Source organism: Clostridium sp. AF02-29 (assembly GCF_934835585.1).
Classification (GTDB): domain Bacteria; phylum Bacillota; class Clostridia; order Lachnospirales; family Lachnospiraceae; genus Otoolea; species Otoolea fessa.
Genome location: NZ_CAKVZK010000034.1, coordinates 1 through 11,972, shown reverse-complemented (window position 1 = coordinate 11,972; position 11,972 = coordinate 1). Strand labels below are relative to the sequence as shown.

The following is an 11,972-nucleotide window of genomic DNA, read 5'->3' as shown; positions in this document are numbered from 1 at the left end:
TGAAATAAGTCCCTAAAAGAAATAGGACCATTCGTTCATGCGAAAGGTCCTATTTTTGTGCTATTTTGTTCTTTTAATTCTTTCAACGCCGCTGCAAATTTCGACGAAACCGCAGTAGGATTTCCTCTCAGCAGCCCGCGGCGGTAGAAGGCATGGAGCTTTTTAGCCGGGCGCAGGGACTGGCGGCGGTGTTTGAGTTCTTCTAACCGGGTGCTCAGGCGGGTGAGGCGGTTGTCGAAGGCGATGCGGGCATCGACTTCGGTGCGGACTTCGGCAATGCGCTCGTTGACGCGCTGTTTGGCAGCTTCGATGCGTTCTGCGTTTCCTGCTTTGGCAGCTTCGATGCGGGAGGTGGTTTCTTCTCGAACATCGGACAGGCGTTTTTCGGCGAGTGCCTTGGTCTCAGCCAGGCGCTCTTTGTGTTCGGTGGCAGCCGCCTGCAGCTGTCTGGCAGTCTCGGCGCGTGCGGTTGCCAGGCGTTCTTCGGCGTCACTGCGGACGGCGGCAAGTCTGCGTGCGGCTTCTGCCTGGGCGGCTGCCAGTTTTTCGGCTGTTTCTTCACGGGTCAGGGCGCCGCGCTCAATGGCTTCCTCACGCAGCAGCTCGATCTTGGACTGGAGCTCTTCGATATCGGCTTTGAGCTTCGTCATAGCTTCCAGCGTATGACCCAGAGCCAGGGCTGCCTTGATGGATTCGTAAGCATCGGCGGTGAAAAGAACGCTGATGACGAAATCACAGATGAGCAGGATAACCGGAGGAACCGCAAGCACAGTGCGGGCGATCGGCTCATGGATGACATCGGTCATAAGGATCGTCAGAAATCCCCATGCGATCGAGGAACTCAGGCAGATATAGCCGTGCAGCTGGAACGGCTGGCTGCTGTAATCCCAGTAGCGGACCTTGAATAGGCGTTCCATGACGGCGCCGGTGACATATTCAAGCGCCGTGGCGGCGATAAAACCGGAAATATAGACGAGCGGCAGGGTGTCCCGCACCGGCAGGGACACCCAGAGCATCATCACCGCGCCGGAACCGTAGAGCGGCAGCATCGGAAGCCGCAGAAATCCGCGGTTGACGAGCCGTTTCTGTTTCAGGGAAACATAAGTCGATTCGAAAATCCATCCTAAAAAGCAGTATACATAGAAAAAAGCTAGCCATTGGTACCAGGTATAGGTATACATAAAACCTCCTTTAGAAAATCAAGTCATTTTCTCATTGGTTGAAAAACGTATCTAAAATGAAGTTGTTTCTTATCTTACTATATAAATCTAGAAAAGTTCAAGGCATCTGGGTGAAAAAAGATAATTCCAAAATCTCCGCTTGCCACAAAAGCACGCTTCGTGTACAATAAATCGAAGTCGGCTTTGCCACAGACAGCAGGCAGACGTACAGAAAGCAAATCTTATATGAAGTGGAGTTGTTTTCCAGGATAAAATTTGCAGAAAAACAAAGAACAATTCAACAAATACAAACAATTTACAATAAAAAGAAAAATAGGAGAGGTACACACGTGAGTATACTGAATGTAGAACATTTAAGCCACGGTTTTGGTGACCGGGCGATTTTTCAGGATGTTTCGTTCCGCCTGTTAAAGGGTGAGCACATCGGTCTGATCGGTGCGAACGGCGAGGGTAAATCGACGTTTATGAATATTATTACCGGGCATATGCAGCCGGATGAGGGAAAAGTAGAGTGGTCAAAGCGGGTGCGCGTCGGCTATCTGGATCAGCACACGGTGCTGGAAAAAGGCATGACGATCCGCGAGGTTTTGAAGAGCGCATTTTCCTTCCTGTTTGAGCTGGAAGTGCAGATGAATGAAATCTGCGACCATCTGGGCGAGGCATCGGAGGATGAGATGAACGTGATGATGGAAGAGCTGGGAACGATCCAGGATCTTCTGATGAACCACGATTTTTATTCCATCGATGCGAAGGTGGAGGAAGTCGGACGTGCGCTGGGGCTGACCGACATCGGGCTGGACCGCGATGTAACGGATTTGAGCGGCGGACAGAGAACGAAGGTACTGCTCGGGAAATTGCTTCTGGAAAAGCCAGATATCTTGTTGCTGGACGAGCCGACGAACTATCTGGATGTGCAGCACATCGAGTGGCTGAAACGGTATTTGCAGGAATATGAAAATGCGTTCATCCTGATTTCGCACGATGTTCCGTTCTTAAATAGCGTAGTAAATATCATTTATCATATGGAAAATCAGCGGCTTGACCGCTATGTGGGCGATTACGACAAGTTTCTCGAGGTGCACGAGGCGAAGAAAGCGCAGCTCGAGGCAGCGTATAAGCGTCAGCAGCAGGAGATCGCGCAGCTGCAGGATTTTGTGGCACGTAATAAAGCGCGTGTTTCCACGCGAAATATGGCGATGTCCCGCCAGAAAAAGCTGGATAAAATGGATGTGATCGAACTGGCGAAGGAAAAACCGAAGCCAGAGTTCAACTTCCTGGAGGCGAGAGCCTCCGGAAAATGTATTTTTGAGACGGAGGATCTGGTGATCGGTTACGACGAGCCACTCTCCCGTCCGCTGAACCTCTATATGGAGCGCGGCGAGAAGATTGCGATGGTCGGTGCCAACGGAATTGGAAAGACGACGCTTTTAAAGAGTATTTTAGGTTTGATTCCAGCAGTGTCCGGCAAGGTGACGCTGGGCGATTATCTCTCCATCGGCTATTTCGAACAGGAGATGGCGCCGGGCAATACGACGACCTGCATCGATGAGATCTGGAAAGAATTTCCGTCCTACACCCAGTACCAGGTGCGTTCCGCACTGGCAAAATGCGGTCTGACGACCCAGCACATCGAGAGCCAGGTGCGCGTGCTCAGCGGTGGCGAGCAGGCAAAAGTGCGCCTGTGTAAGCTGATCAACCGCGAGACGAACCTTCTGCTTCTCGACGAGCCGACGAACCATCTGGACGTTGAGGCGAAGGAGGAGTTAAAGCGTGCGCTGGCGGCGTACAAAGGAAATATCCTTCTGATCTGCCATGAACCGGATTTCTATGAGGGATTCGCAACGAAGGTCTGGGACTGCAGTGAGTGGAGTCTGAAAATATAAGAAAAAAATGTTTTTCAGCGTACCCCAACATTCAGTATAGAGCCCTTTTTTAAGGTGTCTGGCACTGACAAAAACAGAAACGCCATCGGCTGAGAGTCCGATGGCGTTCCTGTTTTTCTTAAATTGGGAATGGTAGGTATATATAAAAAAGAAATTGGCTTAGGGGGGCCGGACGATTTGTATCGTCCGGTATGAGTATGAAAAAGCTTTTTTATTTCAAGTAACACTTGAAACAAAGGCCTGTTACCCTTTCGGATAACATATCTGTATTATAGGAGAAACTTGTGACTAAAATATGTCCCTTTCATAAAAAAAATATAAAGTCCATAAAAAAATAAAAACCTCTTTCAAAAGAATCGAAAGTTGTATATAATAGTAAGTGGTATAGTCCGCTCTAAAACAATGCGCGGGCTGGATGGCAGCGAAAAAAGCTGAAATAAAGAAGATAAAATACAATGAAACTCATAGATTTATGTACTCAAGAGTGCATATTCAGAGCAGGAGGAAAACAACTATGTTGATGTCCAATGATATTGGTATCGATCTGGGTACAGCCAGCATCCTTGTATATATCAAGGGAAAAGGTGTCGTACTGAAAGAGCCGTCCGTAGTGGCGATCGATCGGGATACGAATAAGATCATGGCGATCGGCGAGGAAGCCCGCCTGATGATCGGCAGAACCCCTGGCAATATCGTAGCGGTCCGTCCGTTGCGCCAGGGGGTTATTTCAGATTATACAGTGACAGAGAAGATGATGAAATATTTCATCAACAAGGCAGTCGGCAAGAAGACGCTCCGTAAGCCGCGTATCAGCGTCTGCATCCCGAGCGGTGCGACCGAGGTAGAGCGCAAGGCGGTTGAGGATGCGACTTATCAGGCTGGCGCACGCGAGGTTTCGATCATCGAGGAGCCGGTAGCAGCTGCGATCGGCGCTGGTATCGATATTTCCAAGGCGTGCGGCAACATGATCGTAGATATTGGTGGTGGTACGGCAGATATCGCCGTTATTTCCCTGGGCGGTACCGTAGTCAGCACTTCTATTAAAGTGGCTGGTGATGACTTCGACGAGGCACTGGTCCGTTACATGAGAAAGAAACACAATCTTTTGATCGGTGAGAGAACCGCTGAGGAGATCAAGATAAATATCGGTGCGGCATACCGCCGTCCGGAGGTAATCACGATGGAAGTGCGCGGACGAAATCTGGTTACCGGACTTCCGAAGACGATCGTTGTCACATCCGACGAGACGCTGGAAGCGCTGCGCGAGCCGGCACTCCAGATCGTAGATGCCGTTCACAACGTACTCGAGCGGACGCCGCCGGAATTGGCAGCCGACATTTTTGACCGTGGTATCGTACTGACAGGCGGCGGCGCACTGTTAAGCGGTCTGGATGCCCTGATCGAGGAGAAAACTGGCATTTCCACGATGATTGCAGAGGATCCGCTGACCGCAGTTGCGATCGGAACTGGTAAGTTTATCGAGTTCGCTCACGGTGAGAAGAAAAACTACGATTAAAGAGAACCGCCGGAAGGCGGATAGCATAAAAATATGGCAGCAGTTAAAGGATATATTGAAAAAATAAAATACCGCAATGAGGACAATGGCTATACGGTTCTCTCTATCAGCGGCTTGGACGACGGGGAGGAATATGTGCTGGTTGGCACTTTTTCCTACATCGCAGAGGGCGAGATGATCGAGGCGAGCGGGCGTATGACCGAGCATCCGATTTACGGGGAGCAGATGGCGGTGGAAAGCTATGAGCTGAAAGCGCCTGAGGATACTGTTTCCATGGAACGATATTTAGGCTCCGGCGCCATCAAAGGCGTCGGGGCTGCTTTAGCTTCCAGGATTGTTAAAAAATTTAAGGCGGACACATTCCGCATCATGGAAGAAGAGCCGGAACGCCTCGCGGAGGTCAAGGGAATCAGTGAAAAAATGGCGATGTCCATCGGTGAACAGGTCGAGGAAAAGCGCGATATGCGTCAGGCGATGATGTTTCTGCAAAATTATGGCATTTCCATCAATCTGGCGGTTAAAATCTACCAGGAATACGGTCCGGCAATGTACACGATTCTCCAGAACAATCCGTATAAGCTGGCGGACGATATTCCGGGCGTCGGTTTTAAGATGGCAGACGAGATCGCGGCGAAGATAGGAATCGTGGCAGATTCGGATTTCCGCATCAAGAGCGGCATCCTGTATACACTCTATCAGGCGACGGCGAACGGGCACACATACCTGCCGGAGGACGAGCTGGCGGATCGGGCGGCAAAGCTTCTACAGGTTGAGATTTCCGAGATTGACAAGCATCTGATGGATATGCAGATGGATAAACGGCTGGTGATCCGGGAGAGGAAAAAGCAGAAAACAGCAGAAATGGATGTTTTTGTTCAGGCGGAATCGGCAGTGTCGGGGCAGATGCAGCCGCAGCCAGATGTTTTGGGTGAACCGAATGCATCAAATGTATCAAATATAGCAAACGCCCCGGAACGCGCCGTTTATGCATCACACTACTATTATACCGAGCTAAACACCGCCCGCATGCTGCACGACTTAAACATCACTGGTTCCGAATCGGAAGAACAGATTCGGAAAAGTCTGGCAGTCATCCAGAAAGAGGAACAGATCGAGCTGGATGAACTGCAGATCCGCGCGGTGATTGAGGCGGTCAACTGCGGACTTTTGGTAATCACGGGCGGTCCGGGTACTGGAAAAACGACGACGATCAATACGATCATCCGGTATTTTGAAAAGGGCGACATGGATATCCTGCTGGCAGCCCCGACCGGACGCGCAGCAAAAAGGATGACCGAGGCGACAGGCTATGAGGCGAAGACGATTCACCGCCTGTTAGAGCTGACGGGAATGCCAGAGGAGGATGAGAAGAGCCGGACGACTTCGATGCATTTTGAGCGGAACGAGGACAATCCGCTGGAAGCTGATGTCATCATTATCGATGAAATGTCGATGGTGGATATCAATCTGATGCATTCGCTGCTCCGGGCGGTCAATGTCGGCACACGTCTGATTCTGGTAGGGGATGTGGATCAGCTTCCGAGCGTCGGACCGGGCAATGTCCTGCGTGATATCATCGAGTCAGAGTGTTTCCATGTGGTAAAGCTAACCCGGATTTTTCGGCAGGCGGCGCAGAGCGATATTATCGTCAACGCCCACCGCATCAATGCCGGAGAGCGCATTCCGATCGGAAAGTCAAGCAGGGATTTCCTCTTTATAAAGCGTGATGATCCGAATGCGATCATCAATGCAATGATCACGCTGGTACGTGAAAAACTGCCGAATTACGTCCATGCCGATTTGTTTGAGGTACAGGTCATGACGCCGATGCGGAAGGGAGTGCTGGGATCGATACGGTTAAATTCCATTTTGCAGGAATTTTTAAATCCGCCATCGGCAGGAAAGGCGGAAAAAGAGTATGGCGAGACGACGTTTCGTGTGGGCGACAAGGTCATGCAGATCAAGAACAATTACCAGATTGAGTGGACCTCCTACAACCGCAGCGGCATCCCGGTGGACAAGGGAGCCGGCGTGTTCAACGGGGATCTTGGGCGCATCCGCGAGATCAATACCTTTGCGGAGCTGGTAACCGTGGAGTATGATGAGGGAAAACGTGTCGAGTACAGCTTCAAGCAGCTGGAGGAGCTGGAACTGGCATATGCGATCACGATCCACAAGTCGCAGGGAAGCGAGTATCCGGCGGTCGTGATTCCGGTCTGGAGCGGACCGCAGATGCTGATGACGCGGAATCTGATTTACACGGCGGTTACAAGGGCAAGAGCCTGTGTCTGCCTGGTCGGTGTCCCGTATGTGTTTCAGCAGATGGTGGACAATGCGATGGAACAGAAGCGCTATTCGGGACTGCGCGACCGCATTGAAGAAATTATGGAGACATTGTGATAAAAAATATAAAATGGAATCAATTCCCCCGCGCCGCTCTGGATGCGCTATATCCAAGGCGCTGCCCGGTCTGCGGGGAGCTCGTGACGCCGAAGGGCAGGCTTATTTGTCCTTCGTGTCTTTTGAGGCTTTCGCCTGTCAAATCGCCGGTTTGTCAGAAATGTGGAAAAGAAGTTTGGAGTGAAGAAATCGAATATTGTCCAGACTGTGTGAAACACCGCCGGTCATTTGCGCGTGGGATGGCACTCTTTAACTATACGGAGGAAGCTGCACGTTCGATGGCAGCGGTTAAATATAAAAATAAGAGGGAATATCTCGATTTTTATGCCGAAGCTGCAGCGGAAAAGCTGAGGCAGTATGAAAATCGGGAGGAGTGGCAGTTTGACGGTCTGGTTCCCGTTCCGGTCCACCCGGCGCGGAAACGGAAACGCGGTTTCAATCAGGCGGAGGTTCTGGCAAAGCGGATGGGCGAGCGGCTGGAAATGCCGGTGTGCCCGGAATTTTTATATCGGATACGAAATACAGAACCCCTGAAAGAGCTGAATCCAGATGAACGGCTCCGGAATTTACAGCAGGCGTTTCAGGCAGATGCGGAGGCAATCCGGGCAAGTGGTGTGCAAAACGTGCTTCTCGTGGATGATATTTATACGACCGGAAGCACGGCGGAAGCGTGTACCCGGGCGCTTCTGTCTGCGGGGATCGAAAAAGTCTGTTTTTTTGCCGTTTGTATTGGACAAGGACGCTAAAGTGGGATATGATAGAGAAGATAGGCAGAGGGAAGCCTTATAAGTGGAAATACTCCGGCATTTCTGGATGAAAAGAATAGTAGAAAGCATTTGAATCTAAAAGTTTGCGGGAGAGGCAAAAAAAGGTTCAGGAGACGGAAGAAATGCGGGGGAGATTTCAAGTAAGAAAGAAAAGGAGTAAAAAGAATGCAGGAATTTGAATATCGCCTGGAAAAGGAAGATTATAAAAACTGGATTCACTGGAACGTGCTTAAGCATGAGTCCAAGAAAATGAAGATGGTGTCGGCACTCTTATATGTCGCATTTTTAGCTCTCTTTCTGGGAAAAAATGTGATGCAGGCAAAGGGCAATCTGGTTCTTCTTGTACCGTCCATCGTGATAGCGGTGCTGGTCGGCATCGGCATGTTTTACATGATTTCAAACCAGAACCAGGAGCGGATGATCTGGAAACGGAGCGGACTTAAAAATTTGGAAAAGACGGGCAATTTCCCAGTCGTACATCTGACGCTGGATGAGAAGACACTGACCATGACGGTTGCGGCACAGGAGATGACCAAGACTTACAGCTACAGCGACATTGAGCAGATGGTTGAGATTGAGCGGATGTATCTGCTTGAGACGAACGAGAAAACCTGGCAGTTTATCGCCAAGTCGGCATTTTCCAGCGAGGAAGAGCAAAAGCAGTTTGAGACATTCATGAATGAAAAGCTTGCGGATGCCAAGGAAAACCCGGAAGAATATCCATCCGTGACAAAAAATCCGGAAAATGCGGAGAATCAGGAGGGCGGCGCCCTGCATCAGAACGCCGCGCTTGAGGATGATGTTGTGGAAGCTGATGAGCCGGAGATCACCCGCGTGGATACAAGCCATATGGGTAAGATTGGAAAAATGGCGCATTTTATCGGAAGCCAGGCGGCAGATGAGGAAGAAACCGATGAGCCTGAAAAGGCGGAGCCGGATACCACAGACAGTCATGAAAATGTGGAAGAAAAGACAGATGCTGTAAACGAGGAGAAAGTGGATGAGTAAACCTTTCTGATTGTTTTATAGCATCATTGTAAGTCCTGATAATGTGAAATACGAGGCGCGGGCAGAATCTGGTTCCAGCCTGCACTAAGTGAAAACGATATCTATAATATAAAAGAGGCGGCGAATGTCGGCAAGTTATTGCTTGACGCGCCGCTTCTTTTATGATATAGTAGACGGGCGAATGGAAGAACATAGGTCTTTTTTTTATGCTCAAAAACCAGATTTCCGGTTGGAGAGTGGAAAGATCGCATACTAAGAAAAATGGAGGTGGAAGTTGTGCGTACAAGAATTACACTGGCATGCACAGAATGCAAGCAGCGCAATTACAACATGACCAAGGATAAGAAAACTCATCCGGACAGAATGGAAACCAAAAAGTACTGCAGATTCTGTAAGACACACACGTTACACAAAGAGACGAAGTAAGAGTAACTGGTTGGTTCTGCGCGATCGGGCATCTGCCTGAGCGCTTTGGAGGACAAAAATGGGTGATACAGAAAATACCAAAAAAGCTCCTAAAAAGAGTTTCTGGAAAGGTTTAAAAGCTGAGTACAAAAGGATCATCTGGCCTGACAAAGAGACAGTTACGAAGCAGACTGGAGCGGTCATCGCCGTTTCCGTTGCGCTGGGACTTATCATTGCGGCTCTTGACACGGCAATCGTGTTTGGACTGCACTTCGTTATGTAAAGGCAAAGGTGAGAAATATGGCAGAAGCAAATTGGTATGTAGTGCATACTTATTCCGGCTATGAAAACAAAGTAAAGGTTGACATCGAAAAGACGATCGAGAACCGGAACCTTCAGGATCAGATCTTAGAGGTTTCCGTGCCGATGCAGGAAGTTATCGAAGTCAAGAATGGAGCCAATAAACAGGTTGCCAAGAAGATGTTTCCCGGATACGTACTGATCAATATGGTTATGAATGATGATACTTGGTACGTAGTACGCAACACCCGCGGAGTGACCGGGTTTGTTGGTCCGGGCTCCAAACCGGTTCCTTTGACGGAAGAGGAGATGGCCGGTCTCGGATTTAAGGAAACCGGCGTTGTTGTTGACTTTGAGGTCGGCGACACGGTTGTTGTAACGACAGGGGCATGGAAAGATACCGTTGGTGTTATCGAGTCCATCAACGAGGAAAGACAGACCCTGACGATTCGTGTAGAACTGTTTGGCCGTGAGACACCGGTTGAACTGAACTTCACAGAGATCAAGAAGATGATGTAAAGAGGTTCATTTATGAGCCTGTGGGAGGGAAATCCCCGCAATTACCACAATTTATAGGAGGTGCCAACAATGGCAAAGAAAGTTACAGGATATATTAAATTACAGATTCCTGCTGGAAAGGCTACACCAGCTCCGCCAGTAGGTCCGGCTCTTGGACAGCACGGTGTAAACATCGTACAGTTCACGAAAGAGTTCAACGCTAAGACAGCAGACCAGGGCGATATGATCATCCCGGTTGTTATTACTGTATATGCTGACAGAAGCTTCAGCTTCATCACAAAGACTCCGCCGGCTGCCGTTTTGTTAAAGAAAGCTTGCAAGATTAAATCCGGTTCCGCTACACCGAACAAGACTAAGGTAGCTAGCATCTCGAAAGAGGATCTGCAGAAGATCGCAGAATTAAAGATGCCTGACTTAAATGCAGCAAGCCTTGAAGCTGCTATGAGCATGATTGCTGGTACAGCAAGAAGTATGGGTATCACAGTTGCCGAGTAATTTTCGGGATGTTTATCAGTAACGTGGGAGGGAATTCCCCGACAATACCACTAGGAGGTTTTTTATAATGAAAAGAGGAAAAAGATACGTAGAGGCTGCTAAATTAGTAGATCGCGCAAGCCTTTATGAAGCTGCAGATGCCATCTCCATCGTGAAGAAGGCTGCAGGTGCTAAATTCGATGAAACCGTAGAACTTCATATCAGAACTGGTTGTGACGGCCGTCATGCTGATCAGCAGATCCGTGGTGCAGTTGTACTGCCGCACGGAACTGGTAAGACCGTTCGTATCCTTGTATTTGCTAAGGGACCGAAGGCAGAAGAGGCTCAGGCTGCAGGCGCAGATTTCGTAGGCGCTGAGGAGCTGATCCCGAAGATCCAGAACGAGGGATGGTTAGACTTCGACGTAGTAGTAGCTACTCCGGACATGATGGGCGTTGTAGGACGTCTTGGTCGTGTACTTGGACCGAAGGGCTTAATGCCGAACCCGAAGGCTGGTACTGTTACTATGGATGTAACCAAAGCTATCAATGATATCAAAGCCGGTAAGATCGAGTACAGACTTGATAAGACTAACATTATCCACGTGCCAGTAGGTAAAGCTTCCTTCACAGAGGAGCAGTTAGCGGACAACTTCCAGACGCTTATTGACGCTATCCTGAAGGCAAAACCAGCTACCTTAAAGGGCGCTTACTTAAAGAGCGTAACCATGACTTCTACCATGGGCCCGGGCGTTAAGCTGAACGTAGGTAAGCTGATTGGCTAATCAGAAGACGTTATAGAATCAAGAGGATGAGGGACTTTTGGGTCTTTCGTCCTCTTTTTTTCGATTGTCGAAAAAATATAAATAAAGTCAAAAAAACAGTTGACTTTATACTTTAGTAGTGATAAAATATGTTCTGTTGCCGCTGAGAAAGCGGAAACAAAAATTAAAGAGTCAAGACGCACAGGTGATTGTGAAAACTTTCAAAAAGAAAGTGGAAAAGTTCTTGACAAAAATGAATATCCATTATATAATGGTTAAGCACATTTTTGGAGAGATATCGAAGCGGTCATAACGAGGCGGTCTTGAAAACCGTTTGTCCGAAAGGGCGCGTGGGTTCGAATCCCACTCTCTCCGTTTCAAAAACGGTTATTAATTTCATAAGATATAAAAATCAACCTGCAGAAGTACCCAAGAGGTTGAAGGGGCTCCCCTGGAAAGGGAGTAGGTCGTTAGTAGCGGCGCGAGGGTTCAAATCCCTCCTTCTGCGTTCGATGCGAAAGCATCAGGAACCTTGAAAACTGAACAGTATGTAAAACCCTGAAAATTCTAAGAACAAAGGCTTTTGGTTAAGCCTTGAAGTTCAAGAGAACATTCAGAACATTCGCGATAAAAACGAGTCCATGACTGCTTGCAGGCATGAGCGAGTTGAACGCGATGAGCAAAATGCAAATTTTGCGAAGAACCAAAACAACAGTAATAACGGTTAAAATTAGCCAAGCGAATTTTGACTGGAAT

12 protein-coding genes and 2 tRNA genes are annotated in these 11,972 nt (G+C 48.9%); 12 read left to right on the top strand and 2 right to left on the bottom strand.

All coding sequences use genetic code 11. From position 1 onward, the window contains the following. Positions 1-35: 35 nt before the first annotated feature. The gene (locus PUQ60_RS09175; protein WP_273380922.1) at positions 36-1,181 is read right to left on the bottom strand and encodes a hypothetical protein; all 1,146 of its coding nucleotides are present in this window, start codon (positions 1,179-1,181) and stop codon (positions 36-38) included. Between the two features lie 329 nt (positions 1,182-1,510). Between PUQ60_RS09175 and PUQ60_RS09170 the strand changes: the two genes are divergently transcribed. The 12 genes from PUQ60_RS09170 (at position 1,511) to PUQ60_RS09115 (ending at position 11,724) form a co-directional block, all read left to right on the top strand. Then, complete coding sequence (locus PUQ60_RS09170) at positions 1,511-3,064, top strand: ABC-F family ATP-binding cassette domain-containing protein (protein ID WP_022359105.1); 1,554 nt, start codon at positions 1,511-1,513, stop codon at positions 3,062-3,064. Between the two features lie 514 nt (positions 3,065-3,578). Further along, on the top strand, positions 3,579-4,580 hold the full coding sequence (locus PUQ60_RS09165; protein WP_022359104.1) for a rod shape-determining protein: 1,002 nt from the start codon (positions 3,579-3,581) through the stop codon (positions 4,578-4,580). 33 nt (positions 4,581-4,613) lie between these two features. Next, on the top strand, positions 4,614-6,980 hold the full coding sequence (locus PUQ60_RS09160) for an ATP-dependent RecD-like DNA helicase (RefSeq protein WP_273380926.1): 2,367 nt from the start codon (positions 4,614-4,616) through the stop codon (positions 6,978-6,980). Then, positions 6,977-7,726, top strand: coding sequence for a ComF family protein (locus PUQ60_RS09155; RefSeq protein ID WP_273401015.1), 750 nt, complete (start codon positions 6,977-6,979; stop codon positions 7,724-7,726). The genes PUQ60_RS09160 and PUQ60_RS09155 overlap by 4 nt, the downstream gene beginning before the upstream one ends. A gap of 186 nt (positions 7,727-7,912) precedes the next feature. Beyond that, entirely contained in the window at positions 7,913-8,755 is an 843-nt protein-coding gene (locus PUQ60_RS09150; RefSeq protein ID WP_118653108.1) for a YcxB family protein, read from the top strand. Positions 8,756-9,016: 261 nt separating this feature from the next. Next, on the top strand, positions 9,017-9,181 hold the full coding sequence (rpmG, locus tag PUQ60_RS09145) for a 50S ribosomal protein L33 (RefSeq protein WP_207722866.1): 165 nt from the start codon (positions 9,017-9,019) through the stop codon (positions 9,179-9,181). A gap of 58 nt (positions 9,182-9,239) precedes the next feature. Continuing rightward, positions 9,240-9,443 carry a preprotein translocase subunit SecE gene (secE, locus tag PUQ60_RS09140; protein WP_022359100.1) on the top strand — a complete coding sequence of 68 codons (204 nt, stop codon included), beginning with the start codon at positions 9,240-9,242 and terminating at the stop codon, positions 9,441-9,443. A 17-nt stretch (positions 9,444-9,460) separates the two neighbouring features. After that, positions 9,461-9,979, top strand: a complete 519-nt coding sequence (gene nusG / locus PUQ60_RS09135) for a transcription termination/antitermination protein NusG (RefSeq protein WP_022359099.1) — start codon at positions 9,461-9,463, stop codon at positions 9,977-9,979. 69 nt (positions 9,980-10,048) lie between these two features. Then, on the top strand, positions 10,049-10,474 hold the full coding sequence (gene rplK / locus PUQ60_RS09130) for a 50S ribosomal protein L11 (protein ID WP_022359098.1): 426 nt from the start codon (positions 10,049-10,051) through the stop codon (positions 10,472-10,474). Between the two features lie 67 nt (positions 10,475-10,541). Next, positions 10,542-11,237, top strand: coding sequence for a 50S ribosomal protein L1 (rplA, locus tag PUQ60_RS09125; protein WP_022359097.1), 696 nt, complete (start codon positions 10,542-10,544; stop codon positions 11,235-11,237). 268 nt (positions 11,238-11,505) lie between these two features. Further along, positions 11,506-11,591 (top strand) — tRNA-Ser (locus PUQ60_RS09120). Positions 11,592-11,635: 44 nt separating this feature from the next. Further along, positions 11,636-11,724, top strand: a tRNA-Ser gene (locus tag PUQ60_RS09115). Between the two features lie 59 nt (positions 11,725-11,783). Here PUQ60_RS09115 and PUQ60_RS09110 read toward each other — a convergent pair. Continuing rightward, positions 11,784-11,972: hypothetical protein (locus PUQ60_RS09110; RefSeq protein ID WP_273405460.1), on the bottom strand; the 189-nt coding region annotated here is incomplete at its 5' end.

What these genes read in the sequence shown, in the direction of transcription:
- PUQ60_RS09175 (WP_273380922.1), bottom strand. Translation starts at nt 1,181, where the DNA reads ATGTATACCTATACCTGGTACCAATGGCTAGCTTTTTTCTATGTATAC.
- PUQ60_RS09165 (WP_022359104.1), top strand. Translation starts at nt 3,579, where the DNA reads ATGTTGATGTCCAATGATATTGGTATCGATCTGGGTACAGCCAGCATC.
- PUQ60_RS09160 (WP_273380926.1), top strand. Translation starts at nt 4,614, where the DNA reads ATGGCAGCAGTTAAAGGATATATTGAAAAAATAAAATACCGCAATGAG.
- PUQ60_RS09150 (WP_118653108.1), top strand. Translation starts at nt 7,913, where the DNA reads ATGCAGGAATTTGAATATCGCCTGGAAAAGGAAGATTATAAAAACTGG.
- rpmG (WP_207722866.1), top strand. Translation starts at nt 9,017, where the DNA reads ATGGAGGTGGAAGTTGTGCGTACAAGAATTACACTGGCATGCACAGAA.
- secE (WP_022359100.1), top strand. Translation starts at nt 9,240, where the DNA reads ATGGGTGATACAGAAAATACCAAAAAAGCTCCTAAAAAGAGTTTCTGG.
- nusG (WP_022359099.1), top strand. Translation starts at nt 9,461, where the DNA reads ATGGCAGAAGCAAATTGGTATGTAGTGCATACTTATTCCGGCTATGAA.
- rplK (WP_022359098.1), top strand. Translation starts at nt 10,049, where the DNA reads ATGGCAAAGAAAGTTACAGGATATATTAAATTACAGATTCCTGCTGGA.
- rplA (WP_022359097.1), top strand. Translation starts at nt 10,542, where the DNA reads ATGAAAAGAGGAAAAAGATACGTAGAGGCTGCTAAATTAGTAGATCGC.